Origin of the sequence: Kribbella koreensis, assembly GCF_039525325.1 — a bacterium.
In the GTDB taxonomy this organism is placed as follows: Bacteria; Actinomycetota; Actinomycetes; order Propionibacteriales; family Kribbellaceae; genus Kribbella; species Kribbella koreensis.
In genome coordinates, this window is sequence record NZ_BAAAHK010000016.1 from 1 (window position 1) to 24,142 (window position 24,142).

17 protein-coding genes are annotated in these 24,142 nt (G+C 67.5%); 7 read left to right on the plus strand and 10 right to left on the minus strand.

Features of this window, described 5'->3' with window-relative positions; translation table 11 throughout:
* Window positions 1-486: 486 nt before the first annotated feature.
* Both ABD116_RS29300 and miaB read right to left on the minus strand, forming a co-directional pair.
* Window positions 487-1,458 (minus strand): phosphotransferase, encoded by a 972-nt coding sequence (locus ABD116_RS29300; protein ID WP_343977346.1) that lies wholly within the window; start codon window positions 1,456-1,458, stop codon window positions 487-489.
* A 217-nt stretch (window positions 1,459-1,675) separates the two neighbouring features.
* The gene (miaB, locus tag ABD116_RS29305; protein ID WP_343977349.1) at window positions 1,676-3,157 is read right to left on the minus strand and encodes a tRNA (N6-isopentenyl adenosine(37)-C2)-methylthiotransferase MiaB; all 1,482 of its coding nucleotides are present in this window, start codon (window positions 3,155-3,157) and stop codon (window positions 1,676-1,678) included.
* A gap of 101 nt (window positions 3,158-3,258) precedes the next feature.
* Here miaB and ABD116_RS29310 point away from each other — a divergent pair, with 101 nt between their 5' ends.
* Complete coding sequence (locus ABD116_RS29310) at window positions 3,259-4,800, plus strand: amidohydrolase family protein (protein WP_343977353.1); 1,542 nt, start codon at window positions 3,259-3,261, stop codon at window positions 4,798-4,800.
* Window positions 4,801-4,850: 50 nt separating this feature from the next.
* On the opposite strand, the gene ABD116_RS29315 is transcribed toward ABD116_RS29310, so the two are convergent.
* Complete coding sequence (locus tag ABD116_RS29315; RefSeq protein ID WP_343977357.1) at window positions 4,851-7,526, minus strand: hypothetical protein; 2,676 nt, start codon at window positions 7,524-7,526, stop codon at window positions 4,851-4,853.
* A gap of 279 nt (window positions 7,527-7,805) precedes the next feature.
* On the opposite strand from ABD116_RS29315, the gene ABD116_RS29320 reads away from it, so the two are divergent.
* From ABD116_RS29320 to ABD116_RS29335, 4 genes are all read left to right on the plus strand, one after another.
* Entirely contained in the window at window positions 7,806-8,576 is a 771-nt protein-coding gene (locus ABD116_RS29320; protein WP_343977360.1) for an amino acid ABC transporter ATP-binding protein, read from the plus strand.
* A gap of 63 nt (window positions 8,577-8,639) precedes the next feature.
* Window positions 8,640-9,557 carry a glutamate ABC transporter substrate-binding protein gene (locus ABD116_RS29325; RefSeq protein WP_343977363.1) on the plus strand — a complete coding sequence of 306 codons (918 nt, stop codon included), beginning with the start codon at window positions 8,640-8,642 and terminating at the stop codon, window positions 9,555-9,557.
* 73 nt (window positions 9,558-9,630) lie between these two features.
* Entirely contained in the window at window positions 9,631-10,281 is a 651-nt protein-coding gene (locus ABD116_RS29330; RefSeq protein WP_343977366.1) for an amino acid ABC transporter permease, read from the plus strand.
* On the plus strand, window positions 10,278-11,183 hold the full coding sequence (locus ABD116_RS29335; protein ID WP_343977369.1) for an amino acid ABC transporter permease: 906 nt from the start codon (window positions 10,278-10,280) through the stop codon (window positions 11,181-11,183). Before ABD116_RS29330 ends, ABD116_RS29335 begins: the two co-directional genes overlap by 4 nt.
* Before the next feature lie 47 nt (window positions 11,184-11,230).
* On the opposite strand, the gene ABD116_RS29340 is transcribed toward ABD116_RS29335, so the two are convergent.
* Entirely contained in the window at window positions 11,231-14,104 is a 2,874-nt protein-coding gene (locus ABD116_RS29340) for an AfsR/SARP family transcriptional regulator (RefSeq protein ID WP_343977372.1), read from the minus strand.
* A gap of 101 nt (window positions 14,105-14,205) precedes the next feature.
* Between ABD116_RS29340 and ABD116_RS29345 the strand changes: the two genes are divergently transcribed.
* On the plus strand, window positions 14,206-14,613 hold the full coding sequence (locus tag ABD116_RS29345; protein ID WP_343977375.1) for a hypothetical protein: 408 nt from the start codon (window positions 14,206-14,208) through the stop codon (window positions 14,611-14,613).
* A gap of 593 nt (window positions 14,614-15,206) precedes the next feature.
* Here ABD116_RS29345 and groL read toward each other — a convergent pair.
* The 6 genes from groL to ABD116_RS29375 form a co-directional block, all read right to left on the minus strand.
* Entirely contained in the window at window positions 15,207-16,856 is a 1,650-nt protein-coding gene (gene groL / locus ABD116_RS29350; protein ID WP_343977378.1) for a chaperonin GroEL, read from the minus strand.
* A gap of 26 nt (window positions 16,857-16,882) precedes the next feature.
* Window positions 16,883-17,917 carry an amidohydrolase family protein gene (locus ABD116_RS29355; RefSeq protein WP_343977381.1) on the minus strand — a complete coding sequence of 345 codons (1,035 nt, stop codon included), beginning with the start codon at window positions 17,915-17,917 and terminating at the stop codon, window positions 16,883-16,885.
* Between the two features lie 59 nt (window positions 17,918-17,976).
* Window positions 17,977-18,333 (minus strand): propane 2-monooxygenase effector subunit MimD, encoded by a 357-nt coding sequence (mimD, locus tag ABD116_RS29360; RefSeq protein WP_343977384.1) that lies wholly within the window; start codon window positions 18,331-18,333, stop codon window positions 17,977-17,979.
* Window positions 18,330-19,427 (minus strand): aromatic/alkene monooxygenase hydroxylase subunit beta, encoded by a 1,098-nt coding sequence (locus ABD116_RS29365; protein ID WP_343977386.1) that lies wholly within the window; start codon window positions 19,425-19,427, stop codon window positions 18,330-18,332. Before ABD116_RS29365 ends, mimD begins: the two co-directional genes overlap by 4 nt.
* Window positions 19,428-19,436: 9 nt before the next feature.
* A complete protein-coding gene (locus ABD116_RS29370) occupies window positions 19,437-20,459 on the minus strand; it encodes a 2Fe-2S iron-sulfur cluster-binding protein (RefSeq protein WP_343977389.1) in 1,023 nt (340 codons plus the stop codon).
* 96 nt (window positions 20,460-20,555) lie between these two features.
* Window positions 20,556-22,208, minus strand: a complete 1,653-nt coding sequence (locus ABD116_RS29375) for a ferritin family protein (RefSeq protein WP_343977393.1) — start codon at window positions 22,206-22,208, stop codon at window positions 20,556-20,558.
* A gap of 120 nt (window positions 22,209-22,328) precedes the next feature.
* Between ABD116_RS29375 and ABD116_RS29380 the strand changes: the two genes are divergently transcribed.
* Window positions 22,329-24,113, plus strand: a complete 1,785-nt coding sequence (locus ABD116_RS29380; protein WP_343977396.1) for a sigma-54-dependent Fis family transcriptional regulator — start codon at window positions 22,329-22,331, stop codon at window positions 24,111-24,113.
* The last annotated feature ends 29 nt before the right edge of the window (window positions 24,114-24,142 follow it).

Below are 24,142 nucleotides of genomic sequence, written 5' to 3' on the forward strand. Positions count from 1 at the left end.
TCCGCCCCGCGCATCACCAGGATCTCGCCGTACACCACTCTGCTGGACTCAACTCTTGGGGGTCCCGGGGTCTTGGGGGTCGCGGGGGTCCCGGGGTCGCGGGGGTCCCGGGGTCGCGGGGGTCCCGCGGAGGTTGCCGGCGGCAACGGCCGGAGCGGGGTGCACACCTAACTTGCCAGGGCAACCGCTTACCTCGGCGTGTTGGAGCTGTTCGCGAGGGTTGTGCGTGCATGGCGGCCCGGGCCTGGCGCTTCATCTCAGCCGGACAGGTCTGCCAGTGGAGTTCGGCGTCGCGCGGCGACGGCTCGGCGGAACCGGCCTCGGCGGCGAGCCGGCCAGCTCGGCTGACGGGTTGTTCGTCCGCTGGCGACCTGCAGGGCGGCAGCGGCCTGATAACGGGTCAGCCCGGGCGTTGGGTTGCCCTGCCAACTGGTGGCCGGGGGCAGCCGAGCGTTGGGTGACCCTGCCGGCTGGTGGCCGGATTTGTCAGCGGGTGCGGAGCTGGTGCAGGTGTGAGCGGATTAGCTCCGACTGGGCTGGGAGGAGGTCTCGTTCCGCCTGAGTCAGGGTGGGGTTTCGGGATCGGGCTGCCAGGGCGGCCTCGAGGCCGGGGGTCAGGTCGATCGAGTTGGCCAGGTAGGTGGCGAGAGCTTCGCGGAGCATCCCGCTCAGGTTGGCGAAGGCGGGGTCGAGGGCTACCTGGGCGAAGATTATCGCGGTCATCGCGAGGTCGAACTCAGGTTGGCCCTCTTCGGCGTTGCGCCAGTCGATGACGACAGGGCCGGTCGGGGTCAGGATCACGTTGTACGGATGAAGATCGCCGTGGACCACCACGTTGCCTTGGGTGCCGCTCGTCGCCGGGATGGCGTGAAGGCGGCGATGGAGATCGGCATGCATCCGCCCGAGCTCCGCCGGCGAGACCTCACCCGCGATCGCAGCATCAGCAAGCGTCGGCCCGGTGAGCCGCTCGATCACCATGTCCGGCCCATCGATCTGCCGCACGGCCGGTACCGGGTAGTCGTACTTCGCCACCCACGTCATGTACTCCGCTTCCTCCCGCACCGGATGCCCATCCCGATACCGCCGCAACACCCACGCGTCGTCGATCGAGTAGACATCCGCATCCCGCCCGAAGGCGAACGGCTCAGCCCCATCCGGCAACAACCCACCAGCGCGACCAGCGGCCGCAGCCCCGCTTGCCCCGTGGGCGGGCGAGGCGTCGCTCCCCCCAGGAGCGGGCGCGGCTCCGCTCTGCTCGGGGGCCGGCACAGCCCCGCTCTGCACGGTGGCCGGCACAGCCCCGCTCTGCACGGGGGCCGGCACAGCCCCGCTCTGCACGGGGGCCGGCGCAGCCCCGCTCTGCACGGTGGCCGGCACAGCCCCGCTCTGCACGGGGGCCGGCGCAGCCCCGCTCTGCACGGTGGCCGGCACAGCCCCGCTCTGCACGGGGGCCGGCACAGCCCCACTCTGCACGGGGGCCGGCGCAGCCCCGCTCACGCCAGACGCCGGCGCAGCCTCACTCACCCCAGTCGCCGGTGCGGCGTCGCTCGGCCCAGGGGCGGGCGTGGCGTCGCTCGGGTTGGGCTTGGGGATGGCGGCGTTTTGCTCGGGGGGAGTTTCGGGTGGCTCCGGGGGCACGTCAGCTTTGCCCGTCTTCGGGGGCGTCGCCGGCAAGTCAGTTGACGGCGCAGCCGCCGGTGGCGGGGGCCAGTGGGGCTGGGGCGCCGACGGGGGGCATGCCGAGCATGACGCCGGGGGTGGTGGCGGACGGTGGGGTGTCTTGGGCTCGTTGCCAGGCGTCGCCGGCGCGGGTTCGGCGTACGGAGCCGAAGACGTCTGCGACTAGGTGGTGGGGGGCGGCGTACGTGACCTCGACCGTTGCCATGTCGCCGGGGCGGGGCTTCTCGACGCCCTCGGGGAGGGTGAAGTGGACCAGGCGGTTGTCGCGGGCGCGACCGGAGAGGCGGTGCGTGGCTGCGTCCTTGCGGCCTTCGCCCTCGGCGATCAGGACCTCGACGGAGCGGCCGACCAGCTTCTTGTTCTCGTCCCAGGCCATCTCGTCCTGCAACTCGACCAACCGCAGATACCGCTCCTGCACGACCTCGTGCGGCACCTGGTCCTCCATCGACTCGGCCGGAGTACCAGGCCGCTTCGAGTACTGGAAGGTGAAGGCCCCGGCAAACCGTGCCTCGCGGACGACGTCGAGCGTGCCCTGGAAGTCTTCCTCGGTCTCCCCCGGGAAGCCGACGATGATGTCGGTCGTGATCGCCGCGTCCGGCATCGCCGCCCGGACGTCGGAGATGATCTTGAGGTAGCGATCCCGCCGGTACGAGCGGCGCATCGTCTTGAGGATCTGGTCCGACCCCGACTGCAGCGGCATGTGCAGCGACGGCATCACGTTCGGCGTCTCGGCCATCGCCTCGATCACGTCCGCGGTGAAGTCACGCGGATGCGGCGAGGTGAAGCGAACCCGCTCCAGCCCGTCGATCGAGCCGCACGCGCGGAGCAGCTTCGAGAACGCGTACCGGTCGCCGAACTCGACACCGTACGAGTTGACGTTCTGCCCCAGCAGCGTCACCTCGAGCACGCCCTCGGCGACCAGCGCCTCCACCTCGGCGAGCACATCACCAGGGCGGCGGTCCTTCTCGCGGCCGCGCAGCGCCGGGACGATGCAGAACGTGCAGGTGTTGTTGCAGCCGACGCTGACCGACACCCAGGCGGAGTACGGCGACTCGCGCCGGGTCGGCAGCGTCGACGGGAAGACGTCGAGCGACTCGAGGATCTCGACCTGCGACTCCTCGGCGATCCGGGCCCGCTCGAGCAGTACCGGCAGCGAGCCGATGTTGTGGGTTCCGAAGACGACGTCCACCCAGGGCGCCTTCTTGGTGATGGTGGCGCGGTCCTTCTGCGCCAGGCAGCCGCCGACGGCGATCTGCATGCCCGGGTTCTTCGCCTTCGCCGGCGCCAGCTGGCCGAGGTTGCCGTACAGCTTGTTGTCGGCGTTCTCCCGGACCGCGCAGGTGTTGAAGACGACCACGTCGGCGAGGTCACCCTCGGACGCGCGGACGTAACCGGCGGTCTCCAGCAGGCCCCGCAGACGCTCGGAGTCGTGGACGTTCATCTGACACCCGTGGGTGCGGACCTCGTATGTACGCATAACAGCCACTAAGAGTACGTGGCGTGGTGGGGTTTCCCCTACCTGGGATCGGGTCCCTGCAACCCCTGACCGCAGCCGCCCGGCAAACAACAGTGGAGGGCATGAACAGTTCCCGTCGTCAGTTCCTCGCCCGTACCGCCGCAGGAGCCGCCGTGGTCGCCGGAGGCTCCTTCACCGCCAACCACGCCGCCGCCCTCAGCTGGCCCGCCATGTCGGCCGACAAGACCCGGATCACCGCGCTGACCGACGTCACCGTGATCGACCCTTCGACCGGCCGGCGCGACCGGCACCAGACCGTACTGATCAGCGGCGACCGCATCATCGGGGTCGGCCGCCTGCCGGTCCCCCGCGGCGCCACCGAGATCGACCTCGCCGGCAAGTTCGTCATCCCCGGCCTGGCCGACATGCACGTCCACTCCCTCGGCGACGAGCACGTCTCGCCACCGCTGTACCTGGCCAACGGGCTCACGACCGTCCGCGAGATGGCCGCGCCCGACCCGGTCGTCTACGACTGGCGCGATCGGATCGAGGCCGGCACGCTGCTCGGTCCGCGGATGATCGTGGCCAGCCAGATCATCGACGGCGATCCGACCTTGTGGGATCCGAATCTCCTCCACGTGCTGGTCGTGGATGACGAGGCCGGCGCGCGTGCGGCAGTACGGCAGGTGAAGGAGGAGGGGGCGGACTTCGTCAAGGTTTACTCGCGGCTGAGCTCATCGGCGTACCGGGCGATCCTGGACGAGGCGCGGCGGCAGGGGCTGACCGTGCACGGCCATGCGCCGGACCAGGTCCCGATCAAGCAGGTCAGCGACGCCGGTCAGCGCAGCATCGAGCACATCCACTCGCTGGGTCTGTCGGTATCGAGCCGCGAGGTGGAGGTACGCCGGATGCAGCAGGCGATCGCGATCAAGACCGGCGACTACAACGGCTGGTTCCGGCAGATGCACCCGATCGAGTGGATCGCGGCGAACACCTTCAGCCGGGCCCGCGCGGCCGACGTCTTCGGCACGCTGCGGCGCAACCGGACCCGGGTCACCCCGACGCTGACCATGCACCACGTGCTGGACATGCCCGACTTCACCGGACCGGACCCGGCGACGCGGAAGTACCTGAGCGAGGACTCGATCGGCACCTACGACTACGTGATCGAGGACCTCTACAAGGCCAACCGGACCGCCGAGGAGATCTCCCACCAGCAGCAGATGTGGGAGTACCGGCAACGTTTCGTCCGCGAGCTCTTCGCCCACGACGTCCCCGTGCTGGCCGGCACCGACACCGGTACGCCGTACATGGTCCCCGGCTTCGCCCTCCACGACGAACTCGAACTACTCGTCGCCGCCGGCGCCACCACCCGACAGGCCCTGTACGCCGCAACGGTAGAACCAGCCAAGTTCCTCGGCATGGCCGCCGACCTAGGGTCCGTTGCCCCACGCAAGCTCGCCGACCTCGTCGTCCTGGACGCCGACCCGCTCCGGGACATCCGCAACACCCGCCGCATCCACACCGTCGTCACCCGCGGCCGGATCATCTCCCCCGCCGAACGGTCCCGGATGCTGGCCGGCGTGGAGGCTGCCGTCAAGACCCCACCGGCAGCCGCTGTCCTGGCTGCCGGTGGGTGTTGCGGAACGGGCCGCCCGCACTGACCTCGTTGCGTCCGAGGAACCAGAGCGGTTCTTCGGACGCAACTCCGGGGTCAGGCAGGTGGGGTGATGCTCCAGATGCCACGGCCGTGGGTGGCCGCGTACACCCTGCCGTCCGGTCCGGACTCGATGTCCATCACGGTCGTCGTCGGCAGGCCGGTGCCCAGCACCTGCCAACTGGTCGCACCCGGTGCCCGGTAGAAGGTCGCCAGGTCGGAACCCAGCACCAGCGCGCCGTTGGGCAGCTGCTTGACCGAGCTGGTCGGGATGTCCGGCAGGTTCGCCGAGATGTCCGCCCAGGTCGCGCCGCCGTCCTTGGTCTCGTACAGATGTCCGACCCCGGCCCCCGGCCCCTCGGTGAAGCGGCGGGAGAATCCGTTGACGGCCACGTAGGCGTGCTGACCCGAGGCCGGGTCGATCCCCACGCCGGCCAGGAACCGGTTCGGGAAACTGGCAGGCAGGGTCACCTGGTGCCACGAGCCACCGGCGTTGGTCGCCAGGCCGCGAGTGAAGCCGGCGTTGTTGCAGGGACCACACCAGCTCACCCAGCCAACGCCGTCACGCATCGCCACGGCGGTGGCGGAGTGGCCCGCGCCCAGGTCGAACGCCTTGGTCCACTCGCTCGCACTGCGCATGCCCCACCCCTTGGTCGAGGTGTAGACGTACTGCCCACCGGTGATGAACCCACTCGAGTTGACCGAGTCCAGCGCGATCGGGGCGATGAACCGCGGTGACGGGTCGTTCGGGTCGAGACTCCACGACGACGCGTCGGCCTCGCTGAGCGCTCCGGGGTTCAGTGCGCAGTTGTTGGTGATCTTGATGGCCAGCGACGTGTACTCCTGCAGTTGGTTGCAGCCGTTCTGCGGATCGGCCGCACCGTCACCGCCGTCACCGCCGAAGTTCGAGCCCATCTCGGTATCGCCGTTGCTACCGTCGGGCCGGACCGCGAAGAGGTTCGACACGCCGTTGTCCTGAAGGCCTCCGGACACCACTGTGCCGCCGTTCTTGGTGTCCTTACCGACCGACACCGAGTAGTACTGCAGCGCGTCCATCGTCCCGTCGTCGGTGAGCGAGGACCAGTCGGTGCCGTTCTTGTTGGCGTTCACCTGCCCGTTCACCGGGCGCCGGTAGACACCACCGTCGTTGCCGACGAACACGACCGGCTTTCCACCCGCCGTGCCGACCGCGACCGAATGCTGGTCGGAGTGCGGAGCCATCGGGCAGGTGTTCTTCGAGTCCGCGATGTTCCAGCAGGCGAAGCCGAAGTTCCAGTACGGCCCGACGGTGGCCCAGTGCGAGCCGGCGTCGGTGGTCTCGAACACTTCCTCCAGGCCGGCCCAGACATGGTCGGCGTTGGTCGGATCGACGGTGAGGAACTGGTTGTACCAGGCCTGGACGCCGACCGCGTACCCCTTGCGATCCAGCGCGGAACCACTGTTGTGGAGGATCTGCGGGTCCGCGATCTTGTTCCACGGACCGGCCGGGCTGCCGGTCTTCGACACGAAGATCCCGGCCAGGCTGGTACTGCCGTTGATCTTGCTCGGCTGCTGCACCAGCGCGTAGAGCCGGTCACCGGTCTTGCTGAAGGCGAAGGTGGTGTAGCCGACGTCCGTGCTGTTCTTGATGCCGCCCAGGACCACGTCCAGCCGCTTCCAGCTCGCCGGGCCGGCCGTGTAGTCGGACGTCTCGTAGAACCCGTTGTAGGTGTCACCCGACCGCCAGCCGATCGCCGCGATCAGGTGCTTGGGGTTCTTCGGGTCGATCGCGATGTCGTTGACGATGTTCTTGTACGCCGCGTTGGTGGCGCCACCGGTCTGCGAACCGCCCGGCACCAAGACGTTGCCGGCGTCATCCTTGATCTCCGGCATGAAGTCCGGATTCGGGTAGAACGCCACCTTCCAGGCGCCGGCTTTCGTCGACGCGTCGTGGTACCAGACGCCGCGGTTGGTCGCCGCGAACACCTGGCCACCGCCCCACCGCAGGCGGCCGACCGTGGTCGACTCGAGCTCCTTGCCGCCCACCCGGTCGGCCGGCGCGAACACACCGCTGACCGGGTTCGCCAGCCGGTAGACACCCGAGCCCACGTACGACGTACCGCCGGTGTTCGCCTCACCGGTCGCGTACCAGAGCGAGCCGTCGCCGGCCAATTGCAGATCGCCGCCGCTCAGTGAGGGCAACGCGTCGGAAAGCGGTGTCCAGTTCCCGCCACCGGTGCTCGAGCGCCAGACCCCGCCGTTGGCGCCGGCGGCGTACACATGGTTGGCCCCGTCGGCTGCCAGGCCGGTCACCCGGCCCGTCACGTGGCCCGCGCCACCGGACGAGTTCGAGTACCAGTCGCGGTACCGGGTGTCGTCGGCGTTGTAGGGCACCTTGGTGACATCACGCCAGGTGCCGGTGGTGTGCTGCATCGCGGTGAGCTGACTGAAAGCAGCCGAGTAGGCACCGGGTGCGACGATTCCACCAGGAGCGGTCCGGGCCTGCTCGAACTCGTCGGCGATGGTGAAGGCTTCCTTCGACTCGCTCTGCATCTCCGACGGGTTCCCGCCGGCGATCATCAGCGCCTTCTCCATCACGGCCGCGTTGTAGTGCTTGTCGGCCCACTGGTGTTTGAGCCACTCCTCCTTGAGTTCGTACCGGCCGGCATAGCCGCCCACTCCGGCGGCGACCAGGCCGATGCCCAGAACTCCGGAGACGATTTTCCGACTGCGTTTGGTCAGCGAGAAGCGCATGACAGTTTCTCCGACAACTTGGCGGGGTGCCGTCGATCGCCGGGCACTCCCGTAGCACAAGGCCGACGAAACCGTACGCCCGGCCTCCCCCGTCAGGAAGCGCCCGGGACCCGCCAGGCCTGGCCCCGCCGGGGTGGGCCGAAGGGTCAAGGGAAATCCTGCACGATCTTCCGCTGGGTGACCGGTCGGTCGCGCGACCCCGCTCAGGCGGCAGATCGTTACCTGTGTGGAACCGGCTGCGCGTGCGGGTCACCCTCCGGTCGCGCTAGGTTGCTCGCCATGAGCGATTCCTCCGCCGTCGGCACCGTGACGACCACAGGTCTTGTCGCCCTGACGAACGTGAACAAGCACTTCGGTGACCTGCACGTGCTGAAGGACATCAACCTGTCCATCAACCGCGGCGAGGTGGTGGTGGTGATCGGCCCGTCCGGGTCGGGCAAGTCCACCCTGTGCCGGGCGATCAACCGGCTGGAGCCGATCGACTCGGGCACCATCACCCTGGACGGCCAGCCGCTGCCCAGCGAGGGCAAGGCGCTGGCCAGGCTGCGCGCCGACGTCGGCATGGTGTTCCAGTCCTTCAACCTGTTCGCCCACAAGACGATCCTGCAGAACGTCACCCTCGGCCCGCTGAAGGTCCGCAAGAACGACCCGAAGGCCGCCGAGAAGCGCGCGATGGAGCTGCTCGAGCGGGTCGGCGTCGCGAACCAGGCGGCGAAGTACCCGGCCCAGCTGTCCGGCGGCCAGCAGCAGCGGGTCGCGATCGCCCGGGCGCTGGCGATGGATCCGAAGGTCATCCTGTTCGACGAGCCGACCTCGGCGCTCGACCCGGAGATGATCCAGGAGGTCCTCGAGGTGATGATCGACCTGGCCAAGCAGTCCATGACGATGGTCGTGGTCACCCACGAGATGGGTTTCGCGCGCAGCGCGGCCAACCGGGTCGTCTTCATGGCCGACGGCGAGATCGTCGAAGAGGCCAGCCCCGAGTCCTTCTTCACCAACCCGACCTCACGCCGTGCCCAGGACTTCCTCGGGAAGATCCTCAAGCACTGACGAGACGCCCGGCGGGCCTTCGGGCCGGCCGCAACTGCAGTAAAAACACACGAAGGGGATCCCATGAGAATGCGCAACGTGGTCGCCACTCTCGGCGTCGCTGCGCTCGCGCTGAGCGTCGGCGCCTGTGGCAAGGACGACACCGCCGCGGGTGGCGGTGGCAGCGCCGCCGCTAGCTGTGGCGAGCCGCACAAGTTCACCGTGGCTCCGGCCGCGGACGTGGCCGGCAGCCCGACCTACGCCAAGATCAAGACCCGCGGGCACGCGGTCGTCGGGGTCAAGGCCGACCAGCCGAACCTCGGCTACAAGGATGCCAGCGGCAAGCGCTGCGGCTTCGACATCGAGATCGCCCAGATGGTGTCGGCCCAGCTCGGCTTCGACCCGGCGCAGATCGAGTACAAGGAGATCCCGTCCGCGAACCGCGAGACGGCGATCGCCGGTGGCGAGATCGACTACTACGTCGGCACCTACTCGATCACCGACAAGCGCAAGAAGCTGGTCGGCTTCGCCGGACCGTACTTCATCGCCGGCCAGGACCTGCTGGTCCGCAAGTCCGACACCTCGATGGACGGCGGCAAGGACTCGATCAAGGGCAAGAAGGTCTGCTCGGTGACCGGTTCGACGCCGATCCAGAAGGTCAAGGACGAGAACCTGACCGAGGCCAGCAACATCTCGGAGTTCAAGACCTACTCCGAGTGCGTCTCCCAGCTGCTGGACAAGAAGGTCGACGCGGTCACCACCGACGACGCGATCCTCAAGGGCTACGCGGCGAACGCGCCCGACGAGCTGCGGGTGGTCGGCAAGCCGTTCAGCCAGGAGAAGTACGGCATCGGCGTGCCGCTGGCCGACAAGGCGCTGCGCGACAAGATCAACGCGGGTCTCGAGACCGCCGGCACCGACGGCACCTGGAAGTCGATCTACGACGAGACGCTGGGCAAGTCCGGTTCGGCCGGCACCCAGCCCCCGGTCGAGAAGTACTGATCCACCCTCAGCTCAGGGCGACCCCGCGCGTCGCGGGGTCGCCCTGACTGTCTCCAACCCTTGGAAGGTCGCGATGCTCTCGGTCCTCACCGACAACTGGGAACTGTTCAGAGACGGCTTCTGGACCACGATCAAGCTGTTCGTGGTGGCGGGCCTGCTGAGCCTGGTCCTCGGGACCGTGCTGGCCGGGTTCCGGGTCTCCCCGGTACCCGTGCTGCGGGCCATCGGCACCGGCTACGTGAACATCCTGCGGAACACGCCGCTGACCCTGGTCTTCGCCTTCCTCGTCTTCGGCGCGCCGAAGATGGGGATCGAGCTGCCGTCGTACTTCTGGTCGGCGATCGTCGCGCTGACCGTCTACACCTCCGCGTTCGTCTGCGAGGTGGTCCGGTCGGGCATCAACACCGTCTCACCCGGCCAGTCCGAGGCCGCCCGCGCGGTCGGCATGTCCTTCCTGCAGGTGCTCGGCATCGTCGTGCTGCCGCAGGCCTTCCGTGCGATCCAGCCGCCGCTGATGAGCGTGATGATCGCCCTGCTGAAGAACACCACCATCGCGGCCGGATTCTCGGTGCTCGAAGCGGGCGCCATCCCGGCGGCGATCGCCGAACGCGGCGAGAACCAGATGCTGACCCTGGTCTGGATCACCATCGGCTTCCTGATCCTGATCATCCCCCTGGTCTTCCTGCAGCGGTGGGCCGAGCGACGGACGGCGGTATCGGCATGAGTGCCGTGTTGTACGACGTACCCGGCCCCCGGGCGCGGGCACGGAACATGATCCTCAACGTCGTCGTGGCGCTGGTCGTGCTGGGCGTGATCGCCTGGGTGGTCTACCGGCTCAACGACACCGGTCAGTTCCAGAGCCGGCGCTGGGCGCAGTTCCAGTACAAGTCGATCCAGGAGCAGTTGCTCACCGGCCTGCTGAACACGCTGAAGGCGGCCGGCCTGGCCGCGGTACTCGCCTTCCTGTTCGCCGCGGTCTTCGCGGCCGCCCGGATCAGCGACCACAAGTGGGTCCGGGTCCCTGCGACCTTCGTGGTCGAGCTGTTCCGCGCGATCCCGGTGCTGATCCTGATGTTCTTCTTCTACTACGGCAACCTCGAGTTCCATCTGGGCCTGGGCCCGTTCTGGGCGGTCGTCTTCGGTCTGACGCTGTACAACGGCTCGGTCCTGGCGGAGATCTTCCGGGCCGGCATCAGCGCAGTCCCGAAGGGCCAGCGCGAGGCGGCGTACGCGACCGGCCTGCGCAAGAACCAGGTCGTCCGGCTGATCCTGCTCCCGCAGGCGATCCGGGCGATGCTGCCGGCCATCGTCAGCCAGCTCGTCGTCCTGCTGAAGGACACCGCGCTCGGCTTCATCATCACGTACAACGAACTCCTGTACGTCGCCAAGCAGATGGGCGGCCGGCTCGAGTTCGGCTTCCCGTACATCCCGACGTACATGGTGGTAGCGGTCATCTACATCGGCATCTGCTCCCTCCTCTCGGTCCTCGCCCGCTACCTCGAAGGCCGCACCCGCCGAAACCGCAAGATCGCCACCGGCACCGCACTGCCACCGGCCGCCGGCCCCTCGGACGGCTTCTCCCGCCAAGGCAACCTCTTCCCCTCCGGCGGCACCGGCGAAGCCTGACCCCAGCACTCCCCGAAAGAGCCCTGCACAACGCGTGCAGGGCTCTTTCAGGTTGTGAAGGTGTTCAGGAGTTGGCGGCACTGGTGCGCGCTGCGGGTGTCCTCGACGGACAGCGCCTCGTCGATCGTTGCCAGCAGCAACTCACGGGCGGCTGCGGGCTGTTGCCTGGCCAGCAGGAGTTCGGCCTCGGCGATCCGGACCTCGCACAGCGACGAGACGTCGTCGATCGCCAGGAACTGCTGGGCCGCGCTGTCGAGCAGCCTGCGGGTTCTGTCCCAGTCCTGACGGCGGAGGGCGTGCCGGGCGTCGACGATCTCGACGTACGCACGGCCGAAGCTGTCTCCCAGCTCGGCGAAGATCGCCTCGGCCTCCCGGATCACCGGCTCCGCCTCGGTCAGCCGGCCTCCCTCGACCAGGGCTGTCGCCAGGTCGTACAAGGTCACCGCACGCCAGCGGGTGCGGCCTGGGTCGAGGCTCGCCGCTTCGGCCAGGATGACTGCCGCGCGCTCGAGGTCACCGTTCAGCCGAGCGGCGTCCCCGGCGCCGGACAGCGCCTTGGCCCGGTGGTGGCCGAGGGCGTGATCCTTCTTGATCAGTACGAGCGCCGACTCGTAGGCCATCGCCGCCGCCTCGAAATCGCAGGCCTCGATCATGGAGTAGCCGAACTGCCAGTACGCCGACATCTCCAGCAACGTCGAATCGTCCAGCCGAGCCAGTCGCAACGAGCGGTCGGCCAGCGCGATCAGCTCGCCGACCGGCCGGTGGTGTTGCGCGACGGTGGTGAAGTACGCCTGCAGCAGCCGCCCCTCCAGACCGGGATGGCTGCCGTCGTTCAGCTTCCCGAGCGCTGTTTCGAGGGCTGATCCGGCCTGTTCGCTCTCGTCCTGCAAGGTGAGATAGCCGCGGACCCGCAATGCGAGCAGGGCCGCTTGCTCCGGCGGAGCCTTGGCGATCAGGGTGCAGATGGCGGGCGCTTCGAGTCCGAACCACTCCCCTGGCATCGACCGCGCGGACGCCTCGACGCCAGGCAGGGACGGCGGTTCCGGTGTGGACAGGCCCTCGGTCTGCACGAAGCCGTGGTCGAGTTCCTCATCGGCGATGGTGGCCAGCCGGACCAGCGCACCCACGTACCGCCGGGTCGCGGCCTCGATCGCACCGGCGTCCGACGATCGTTCGAGCGTATAGGCGCGAACCAGGCCGTGTACGCCGAATCGCCGGGGACTCTCGGTGCGCAGATGGACCAGGCCCAGGTCGTACAGACGCTCGACCTCCCGGTCCGCGACAGACTCGTCGACGTCGAGCAGCGGCGCTGCCACCCAGGCAGAGAACTCGTCGATTCCGAGCTGAACGACTCGCTCTAGCAACGCGCAGGTCAATGGTTCGACCGCAGCGAGCGACAGCTCGAGGCTGGCTCGAACGGCCAGGTCTCCGATCTCGAGGACGTCGAGCCGCTGGGCGGCGTCCTCCAGCGCGGCGACCATGGCCGGGACCGTCTGGCCGGCGACCGGGCTGAGCCGTGATCCGACCACTCGAAGGGCCAGCGGCAGACCCGCGCAACGCTCGACGATCGTGACGAGGTCACCCATCTCTCCACCGTCGAACTCCGCCTGGGCAACATGGCGCAGGAGTTGCAGGCTCGCGTCATCGCCCAGCGGCCGTACCTGGTGGTGCTCGGCGTGTTCCAGCCCGCTCAGCGCTTGGCGTGAGGTGATGATCACGCTGCATCGGGGGCCGAGCCGCAGGAGCGGTGAGACTTGAGCGAGGTCCTGGGCATCGTCCAAGACGAGGAGGAACTCTCGGTCGGCGGCTTTCTCGGTGAGGACGGCGATCCTGGCTTCGAGCGATTCGGGGATCTCGCTCGGCGGAACACCGATCGCACGCAGCAACCGCGCGAGCGCCGTCCTCGACGGGAGCGCCGTACCGTCGGGCTCGAGCAGGCGCAGGAACAGCTGTCCGTCGGTGAAATCGGCGGCGACGCGATGGCCGAGCCTGACTGCTGCTGCCGATTTCCCGACGCCCGCGCCGCCGTGGAGGCAGAAGACAGCCGGCCTGCGCGTGGTGAGATGCAGCTGTCCATGGGCCAGCAGCAGGTCGCGATCCACCAGGAACCTGACGTCGGCAGGTAGTTGCCGTGGGCCCGTTCGGGCCGGCTCGGGCGGCTGCGGAATCGGAGTGGGTGAGCCGAGTGCGTTCTGCCGGATCGAGTCGGCCAGGGCACGGAGTTCTGGGCCGGGTTCGAGGCCGAGCCGCTCGCGCAACCGAGCGGTCAGCTCTTCGTAGACGGTCAGCGCCTCAGCCGGGCGGGCATCGTGATGGAGCGCTCGCATCAGCGCGGCGACCGGCCGTTCGGCGACGGGGTAGCGCCCGATCAGTACCGGTACTTCGGCGCGCAGGTCGTCGTACAGCCCGGCCTCGAGGGCGGCGTCGATCCGCAGTTCGAGTGCTGTCCGGTAGGCCTCGTCGAACGGGCCGCCGAGCTGGCGTAGTACCGACTGAGATGCGAGGCTTTCGAGCGGCTCACCTCGGTACAGGTCCAGGGCTGAGCGCAGGGCGGCGGCCCGAGCTGCTGGGTCGGCGATCGTTCTCGCCGCGCGGATCTGCTGGGTGAAGCAGTGCACGTCGATGGACTCCGCGGGTGTCCGGACCAGATAGCCGTCGTCCTGGCGGAGGAGCACCGGGCCGTCGTCCTCGCCCGCCTTCGCCAGGACCCGCCGGAGCCGGGAGAAGTACACCTGGATCGCTCGTCGTGGGTTGGCGGGCTGGTCGGCGGGCCAGAGCAGTTCGATCAGGCGATCGACGGAAACGGGGCGATTCGGCTCCAGCAACAAGATCCCGAGCAGCAACCGCTCCTGCCGCCGGCCCAGCGCGAGCGGCTGATCGTGGCTGAGCGCCACCACGTCACCGAGCAGCCTGAATTCCACTCCTCCGAGCTTACGGTAGCGGTTTGGTAGGCAGCCGGTAACGGTGACGCAGGATGATCGGCCCATCGCACACCGACGCTGTCTCCGAAGGAGTGAGAACGATGCGAAAGATGATCCGGGTCAAGTCAGTGCTCGCGGTGATGGCGCTGGCGGCCACCACTGTCCTGATCTCTCCCAGCACGGCCTCGGCGGCGACCTGGGCCGGTGCGGGCGGCTGCATCTCGCGCAACGGGGATGTGGTCCAGAAGGTCTACCTCCACAATCAGTGCGGACGGAAGTACTGGGTCCGGGCAACCTTCACCTGTCCGAGCAGCTGGCTGGAGTACGCCTGGTCGTACAGCGGAGCGTCGAGCACGATCGTCGCCTCGCCGTACGTCAGTTGCTGGTATCTCAAGCTCGAGTGGTGCGCCGCCTGCACAGGCAAGAACGCCGCCGCCGAGATGGCAGACAGCTCCCTATGGAAGCCCTTCCCCCAGGACCCCGCGGCAACTCTCGCCGGCGCGCGCTAACCCTCCACGAAAGGCGGCAACCTATGCGTAGGCCCCTCACACTTCTCAGTCTTCCTGCCCTTGTCCTGGCAACGATGGTGGTCCCCACCGGCCAGGCATCAGCCACCACAACCGGCTGGCCCGAGAACTGCAGCTACAGCCGAACCGGCGCCACCACAGCCAGCGCAAGCTGCTGGGCAGGTAGCGGCTTCTACCGAGTAGTCCTCATCTGCCGCTCGATCGGCCAGCCCCCCAAATGGTTCTACGGCAACTGGCAAACCCCTTCCCCCCTCCACAACTCCAAAGGCTCCTGCCAAGGCGGTCGCACAGTCTCCCCCGACGACGTAGGCATAGAAGAAAAAGCCGACTGACCTGACCAGTTGGTTCGCCGCCGTCACACTGGCGATCACCGACCCGGCGAACGCCACAGGACCTGATCACTGCTCACCCCACGAACTAGAGCCCCGGCACAGCACTGAACCACAGCGGCAGCCGGGATCCTCCTTTGCTCTTGCCCTTTGCCCTTCAGCCCCTTGGGGTGGGCACTCCGCCGCGACACGGGTGCCCGCCCCCGGGAGGGGCGGGGGCGGGCGGGCCAGTTGGAGTAGTTGCATCTAGTAGATGTTGGAGGGGCGGACCATGCCTTCGGCGAGGTCGCCGAAGCCGGGGGCCATGATGGCGCCTGGGTTGCCGAGGACTTCTTCGACGATGGCGGTTTCGGTGGTGATCAGGAGGGCGGCGATGGAGGCGGCGCTCTCCAACGCCGAGCGGGTGATCTTGACGGGGTCCATGACGCCGAAGTCGAACATGTCGCCGTACTCGCCGGTCAACGCGTTGAAGCCTTGGCCGAGCGGGAGTTCGGAGACGGTTTTGACTACCTCGTCGCCGTCGTAGCCGGCGTTGATGGCTATCCAGCGGAGGGGTTCGGCGAGGGACTGGCGGACGATTTCCCGGCCGATCAAGGCATCGCCGGTCAGTTCCAGGCGGTCCAGGGTGTCTCGGGCTTGGGTCAGTGCTGAGCCGCCGCCGGCGATGACGCCCTCCTCCAAAGCCGCCCGGGTTGCTGACAGCGAGTCCTCTACTCGGTGCTGCTTCTCCTTGAGTTCTACACCGGTTGCGGCGCCTACATGGATGACGGCGACACGGCCGGCCAGGCGGGCGATGCGGAGTTTGAGGTTGTCTTCGTCGTGGTCGTTCGTGGCACGCTCCAGCTCCTTCTCGAGCTGGTGCAGGCGGGCTTCCACCGACGCGGGATCGCCTGCGCCGCCGACCATCGTCGTACCGTTCTCCGTGATCGTGATCCGGTGACACGACCCCAGGTCGTCGGCCGTCAGCGAGTGCAGGTTGACGCCCGAGTCCTCGCTGACCACGCGACCACCCAGTACCGCCGCCAGGTCCTCCAGCTCCGCCACCCGCCGATGCCCGAACCCAGGCGCCCGCACCACGACCGACCTGAACGTGTCGTGCACGTTGTTGCTCACCAGCATCTGCAGCGCCGGACCGTCGACGTTCTCGGCCAGGATCACCAGGGGCCGGCCCGAGCGCGTCACCAGCTCCAAGGTAGGCATCAGCTCCTGCAGCTGGCTGATCTTCTTGTTCGTCAACAAAATAAAGGGATCGTCGAAGACCGTCTCCATCCGGTCCTTGTCGGTCACCATGTACGGCGAGATGAACCCGTGGTCGAACTCGATCCCGTCCACCACGTTCAACGACAGCCCGTACGCCGGTGACTCCTCGACCGTGACGACACCGGTCTTCCCGACCCGCGCCATCGCCTCCGAGATCACCGACCCGATCTCCGGATCGTCATTCGCCGACAACGTCGCCACGAACAGCAGATCCGTCTGCCCACCGACCTCGGCCGTCCGCTCGTGCAGCGTCTTCACGATCACCGCGACCGCTTCCTCGATCCCCCGCCGCAACTGCATCGGGTTCGCGCCTTCATCAACCGCCCGCAACCCCTCCCGCACCAGCGCCTGCGCGAGCACGGTCGCGGTGGTCGTACCGTCACCCGCCACCCCGTTCGTCTTCATCGCTACTTCCTTGACCAGCTGCGCGCCCATGTTGGCGAACGGGTTGCGCAGCTGGATCTCGCGCGCGATCGTGACGCCGTCGTTGGTGATGGTCGGCGGCCCGGTCAGCTTCTCCAGTACCGCGTTGCGCCCCTTGGGTCCCAGCGTCACTTTGACCGCGTCGGCCAGGGCGTTGACCCCTTGCTCGAGCAGTTGCCGGGCGTCGTTGCTGAAACGAAGATCTTTGGCCATCTGTCTATTCCCTTCGAATCAGAGGATCAGGAGACCTGGACCGGCGCGGAGCCGATCGGCTTGTCGGAGACCTCGCCGGAGATCCGCAGCTCGGCCGGTACGTCGAGGCCGTACAGCTTGGCCGCGTTGAGGCCGAGGATCTTGCGCTTGATGTCCGGCGTCAGTACGCCGTACTCCGACTGCATGTCCTCGGGGATCTGGAAGTCGACGAACTTCTCGACCAGCCACTTCGGCTGCCAGATCGCGTAGTCGCTGGCGAAGGTGATCCGGTCCTCGCCGATCCAGTACAGAAGCTCGCCGATGATCTGGGCGAAGTACCGGGGCCGGCTGTGGATGAACGGCATCGCGACCGCCAACCCGCCGTACACGTTCGGCTCCTGGGTGGCGATCCAGCAGAAGTCCTCCAGCCGCGGCAGCCCGACATGCTCGACGATGAAGTTGAGTTCGGGGAACATCGAGGCCGCGTAGTCGATGTCCTGGACGTCGAAGGCGTCCCGGTTCAGCGGGTAGATCGTGGGGCCCTTGTGCACGTGGATGTTCTTGATGCCGAGCTCGACGCATTTGCGCAGGTACGGCTCGGCCTCCGGGTCGGACAGCTTCCAGCCCTTCGAGTCGCCCTTCCACTCGGCCGTGTAGAGCTTGACGCCCTGCAGGTTCCAGCGGGCGTGCAGCTCCTCCAGCTTGTCCAGGCCGGCGGCGCCGTCACGGGGGTCCCAGGCGCCGTTGGTGATGAACTTGCCCGGGTTGTTCTCCATCACGGCGCCGTCGCGCTCGGTGGTGTTGAAGCCGTCGACGTAGAAGTCGGTCAGGTACGTCGGCTGGAAGATCGCCTTGTCGACGTAGCCGATCTCGAACAGGTCGTGCAGCAGGTCGGCCTCGGAGTACGCGCCGAACTTCTCCGGCGTCCAGACGTACTCGGCCGGCGACAGGTTGCGGTGGTAGTCGTAGAAGCAGTTGGTGAAGCCCTCGCCGTACCGGTTCCGGTTGTTCTCCGGCCGGCCGTTCCAGAAGTGCACATGACTGTCGACGATGAAGTACTTCTCGCCGTTGCTCTCGTACATATCGGTTTGCCTCCCTGGCAGGCAGTGCCCGGGGCCGGTCAGGGCCCCGGGCGACGAATTCAGCTCGGGACCTCGACGAGGTCGAAGTCGATGTACTCCGCGGCCTCCTCCGGACTGGAGAAGAGCATCGTCTTGTCGTCGAAATGGACCATCCGCCCGTAGTGGGTGGACATGATCTCCTCGAAGTCGGACTGGTCGAAGTCCGCGCCGAGCGCGTCGGAGATCTCGGCGAAGTCGAAGGTGAGCCTGCCGACCCCGTCGACCCGGATCATCGACGGGTACTCGGTGATCTCCACGTTGTCCTTGGCGCCCATGATCTGGGCCACCACATGACCGTTCTGGTTGTTCATCAACGTCACGCCGCACATGTTCGAGAAGGTGCGGTCGGCCGCGCCGAACTCCTTCGCTTCAGTCACTGGTCCAGCTCCTTCGGTACGTCGAGGTCGAGGTCGGCCAGGGCACTGCGCAGACCGTCCTTGGCGGCGGCCAGCGAGTCGGCGAAGGTGACGACCTTCTCGTTCGGCTGCGACCAGATCGGCTGCAGCTCGTGAGCTGCCCGCAGGCTGACCGGCACCCAGGTCGCGAGCCACTCACCCAGTACGGCCTTGTTCTCCGTACCGTGCTCGGAGTCCCGGGTGAGCAGCGAGAACAGCGCCCGGGTGTAGCCGAGGTCGCGGCTGTAGTCGTTCTCGCCGGCCCCGACGATGGTCGGGGTGATGTAGTCGCCGTTGCGGGCCGAGACCTGCATCAGCAGATCGGACCGGAACAGCACGCCGACCAGCGACTCGAAGACGATGTTCGTCGCGAACAGCGCCTCGGCCCAGTCGCCGATCGCGGTCAGCCGCTCGACGTTCTCCCGGACGCCCTGCCAGACCGGGTCGGACTGCCAGACCTCCCGGTGCACCTGGCCGTCGAAGTCGATGTCGGACTCGGCCAGGTCGAGGTTGAACAGCGCCAGGTCCTGGGCGAACCGCAGTTTGTGCGCGGCGTTGACGCAGATCGCGTTGTTGATCATGTTCGTCGGCGCCGACCGCTGGGCGGCGGTGAAGACGTGCATGCCCAGCCCGTTCTCGGCGTGCATCCAGGCGCCGAGGTTGCGCTGGATGAACTTGGTCCAGGCCGGGTTCCAGTGTGAGTACGCCTTGGCCCGCTTGGCGTTCTCCAGGCTCAGCCCGATCTGCCGGACGACCGCCGCGTTGTTGCGGTAGATCGTCTTCTCCCACTCCTCGTTCGGGTCGCGGAACCGGTGCCAGTCCGACGACACCAGCCGGGTCCAGTCCTTCGGGTAGCCGCCGGGCGAGTTCGCGAACCCGTAGATCCAGCCCTGCGACAGGTGCCGGTCGGGGTCGGGCTGGACGTCGAAGGTGACGTCCTCGTACGTCGTCGCCCGCGCCTTGGCCGGCTTGTAGTAGTTGTAACTGCGACTCGTGGAGCTCGGGAACGTGAGCGCGCCGGCCTCGGAGTCGGTGAACTCCGGGTGCGGGAAACTCCGTTCTTTCGTGTCTGCCATCTCGATCTCCTACTCCGCCACCGAAGTGGTGAACTTGTCGTAGTGGATGTGCTCACGCGGTACGCCGGCCGTCTCCAGCAGGTCGATCGCCGCGTCGACCATCGGCGGGGGCCCGCACAGGTAGGCGTCGGCCCCGGCCAGTCCTGGCTCCAGCCGTTGCACCACCTCCGTCACGAACCCGGTGTGCTCCCAGTCGTCCGGCCAGCTCTCGGACAGCACGCCGACGAACTTGAAGTCGGGCAGTTCCGCGCCCAGCTCCTCGATCTGGTCGAGGTAGAACAGGTCCTCGTGGGTCCGGGCGCCGTAGTAGAACCGCACCGGCCGGTCGATGCCGTCGGCAACGACATGGCGCAGCAGGCTGAGGATCGGGGCCAGCCCCGCTCCCCCGCCGATGCACAGGATCGGCCGGTCCGACGCCTTCTTCAGCGTGAAGGTGCCGTACGGTCCGTCCAGCTCGAGCTCGTCGCCGACCTCGAGGCCGCCGTCGAGCAGGCCGGAGAAGTGCCCGCCGGGGTACTTCTTGATCAGGAACTCGAGTGGGTCGCCGGGCAGCGTCGCCATCGAGAAGGACCGGTGCGCGTCGTGGCCCGGGATCGCGATGTCGGCGTACTGGCCGGGTTTGAAGGTGAACTTGTCCGGCTCGACCAGGTCCAGCCGCAGCGACACGATGTCGCGGGTGACCGGCTCGATCGCGGCGACCCTGGTCCGCAGGTGCTGCAGCGGGACAGCACTGCGGAGTTCCTCCTCGTCGTAGTTCATCAGCTCGACGGTCAGATCGGAGTACGCGTGCGACTTGCAGAGCAGGATGTAGCCCTCGTCACTCTCGTACTCGGCCAGCGCGAACGTCGAGTACCGGTCCATCTGCACGTCGCCGTCCAGCAGGAACGACTTGCAGGCGGCGCACTGGCCCTCCTTGCAGCCGTGCATCAGCGCGATGCCCTGCCGGAAGGCGGCGTTCAGCACGGTCTCGTCCTCGTCGACCTCCATCTCGAGATCGACGGGTTCGAACCGCACGACGTGTTTGTCACCCATCAACCTGCTCCTCAAGGGCTGTGTGGTTCTGGCTGGGGAGCGACCGGTGGCGGCGGGGTGTCGCCAGGGTCCGCCGCCACCGATCTGCTTGCTGGGTCAGGCGACGGCCGGCGCCGGCCGGCCACCAGGGCCACCCGCCTTGTACGCCGCGAGGTGCGCCTCGCGGTCGGCGTCGGACATCTCGTTGAGCAGGATGTTCGGGCTGGCGAAGTTGATGCCGCGCACGTCGTCGAGGGTCCAGAGCTTCTTCTGGTCGTCCAGGTCCAGGTGCGGCTGCGGGATCAGCGTCTTGCCGTCGTCACGGACGTAGCCGAGGTCCTTGATGATGTCGGCCAGATCGCGGTTGTGGTGCAGCGTCTCCCACTCGCGGTGCCCGGTCAGCCGGCCCATGTTCGGCGTCGGCCGGCCCTCGTACTCGGGCCGGAACGCCTTGATGTCGGTCCAGGCGCAGGTCTCGGAGCAGTACGTGCGCCACTGGCCGTCGACCTTCTCGGTGACCATGTCCTCGCGGATCAGGGCCGGCACCATGCAGGTCCAGCAGCGGTGCGGGTACTGGTAGTCGACGTCCTCGAACGCGATCGGCTTGTTCTTGCCCGGGTACCGCAGGCGGTTGTAGTTCTCCCACCACTTGCCGTACTTGTTGTACCAGCCCGGGTACTTGAACTCGAACCACTCGAAGTCCTCGTCCGTCATCGGGTCGATCCGCCAGTAGTTGACCGGCCAGCCGGTGGCGAAGAACTGCGCGACCTCGTGCACGTAGCCCTTGTTGTAGATCCGGTTCCAGGCCTCTTCGACCAGGTCGTGCGGGATCTTCAGGCCGTACTTCTCCAGCGGGATCAGGTAGCTGCGGTAGTAGTCGTCGTAGATCCAGCGGCGCCACATCTCGGCGTAGGAGTCGCGGTCCTTGCGGCGGTCCTTGGTCCCGTACTCGATGAACGTGCCGATCGCGGCGTCGACCACGCAGTGGTTGTTCCACCAGGCGTAGCGCAGGTCGCGCTCGAGCAGCTGGCGGTTGTCCTCGTCGGCCAGCGCCATCAGCAGGATGCTGTACCCGTTGCTGATGTGCCGCGACTCGTCGGACTGGACCGAGTGGAACACGGTCGGCAGCAGGTAGTCGCCGTTGGCGGCGGCCTCGTCGGGCATCGCGACGAACAGCGTGTTGGTGAACGCGGTCTCGGCCACCACCGTGAGGTAGATGTTGGCCGCGGTGATCGCGTCGCCGGTGATGAACCCCTCGCCGAACTGCCGGCCGATGGTGCCCGCGTAGTTGTTCGCGAACGCCTTCTCGGTGATGTCGAACCCGGCCGGGTCGATGTAGTGGTTCATGTACAGCTTCTTCAGGTTCATCTGGATCGTCGAGTGCCGGACCTCGTCGATCATCTGCACCGCCAGCCCGTTGTGGATCTCCGGGTTCGGCACCGCGTCGATCGCCATCGGCATCGCCCGGGCGGCGGAGATCTCCGGGAACGGGATGATGGACAGGAACAGCTTCTGCCACTCCATCCAGCGCTGCTGGACCTGGCGGAACATGTTGCCGCGGATCGCGCCGTCCATCGCGCCGAAGACGCGGTTGTCCTTCTCCTCCTCCATCGGGAAGTAGGACCGCATGATCTGCTTCAGCGGGTCCTTCTTCGGGGCCTTGTCGAAGGTGTAGTCGGTTCCGAAGCGTGTCGCGGGAGTCGCGAAGGTCGGCTCCCAGGACAGTTCGGTGATCTTGGCGTGGGCCTTGCTCAGACTCTGCCTGCTCACGGTCTGCCTCCTCGGGGTTTCAAGTGGACCGATCTCACCCCGGCTGGCCCCTTGCGCTTGTCTCAATCTGAGACACAGTGGGAAGGCGGACGCACCTAGAGTGATGGCAGGGAGGCCTCTGTGGAACGAGCGCACTGGATCGAGACACCTCGTACCGGCCGGCTGTTGCAGCAGGCCAGGGACACCTTCCTGACGTCCGGCGACCTCGATCCCGGACTGGTGCGCGAGTCGATCCAGGCGTCGTGGCTACGGTCATCCCGGCTGCGGGTGGACACCGACAACGTCGATCCCAGCTACCTGGGGCTGGAGGGCCCGACGCCGCTCGCGCTGTCGGCCGCGCCGGTGCTGAGCGCCCTGGCCGACGAGCTGGCGAACGAGTCGGTGAGCATCATCCTGACCGACCAGCACGGCCTGGTCCTGCAGCGGACCTGCCCTGACCCGTCGCTGATCAGGCAGCTCGACAAGGCGTCCCTCTCCCCCGGCTTCAGCTACGCGGAGGAGCAGGTCGGTACGAACGGCATCGGGACCACCTTGGAGGCCGGAGTCCCCACGATGGTCACGGGGAGCGAGCACTTCACCGGGCCGCTCGGTGGCTTCGCCTGCGCGGGTGCGCCGATCCACCATCCGGTGACGGGCTCGCTGCTCGGCGTCCTGGACCTGACCTCGTCGGTGTCTCATTCGAACGCTTTACTGATGTTCTGCGCGCGATCGACGGCGCAGAAGATCGAGCAGCAACTGCTGACGCGGTCGGGGGCCAAGGAGCTGGCGCTCTTCCGCGACTACCTGGCCGCGTGCCAGCACTCCAGCAGTGGGGTGATCGCGCTCAGCGGAGACCTGGTCATGATGAACAGCCAGGCGCAACAGCGGTTCGATCCAGTTGACCAGACTGCGCTCCTGGCACGATCACGCGACGCTGCTGGCTCCTCGGAGCAGGTGACGCTGGTTGCTGATCTACCGAGCGGGCTGGTGGCCCGGTTGGACTATCGGCCGGTGTTCGCTGGTTCGGAGTTCGCTGGTGGGGTGTTGAAGATCCAGGTGCAATCTGGGCTGGACTCGACTACTGGGACGGTGCGCAGCGTAGTACCGGTCATGCCTGGGCTTGCTGGGACCAGCGCTACTTGGCAGCGGGTGTGTCAGGCGGTGGACACCAGCCGGCGCAACGGCTCGTGGATGGTGCTCGAGGGCGAGGCCGGTGTCGGCAAGATCGCGTTGCTGCGGTCGGTGAACCAGCTACGCAACGGCAGCGGGCACTTCCGGATCATGGATGCCTCTGAGTGCGGCCCTGGCTGGCTGGACACGGTTGCTGAGGAGTTGTCGGCCGGGGTCGGATCACTGGTCATCCGCCGGGCGCATCTGCTCGACAGCGATTCGGTGAGTGCGCTGTCGGGACTACTGCTCGAGCATGACCAGAGCAGCGGGGTCTGGGTCGCACTGACGATGCGGAGCGAGCCGCGCAACCCCGAGGTGGATGCGCAGCTGCTGCCGCACTTCTCGCACACCGTGGAGGTGCCGCCCCTGCGGCATCACCTGGAGGACATGCACAAGCTGGTACCTCACCTGCTGGGCCGCCTCAACCGGGGCAACAACCTCAGCATCTCCCCCAGCGCACTGGCCCAGCTGATGCGCCTCCCCTGGCTCGGCAATGTCGAGCAGCTCCGCCGCGTCCTCCTGCGCATCGCCCAGCAACGCCGCTCCGGAACCATCGACCTCGACGACCTCCCCGGCGAGTGCCGGGCCACTACCCGGCGGCGACTCACCCAGCTGGAGTCCCTCGAGCGCGACGCAGTCGTCAAGGCGCTGGTCATCCATCGCGGCAACAAGGACAAGGCCGCCAGCGACCTGGGCATGTCCCGGGCGACCATCTACCGCAAGATCCGCGACTACGGCATCAACCTGACGATCTGAAAACGCTTTGCCTCGCATCCCGGCCGCAC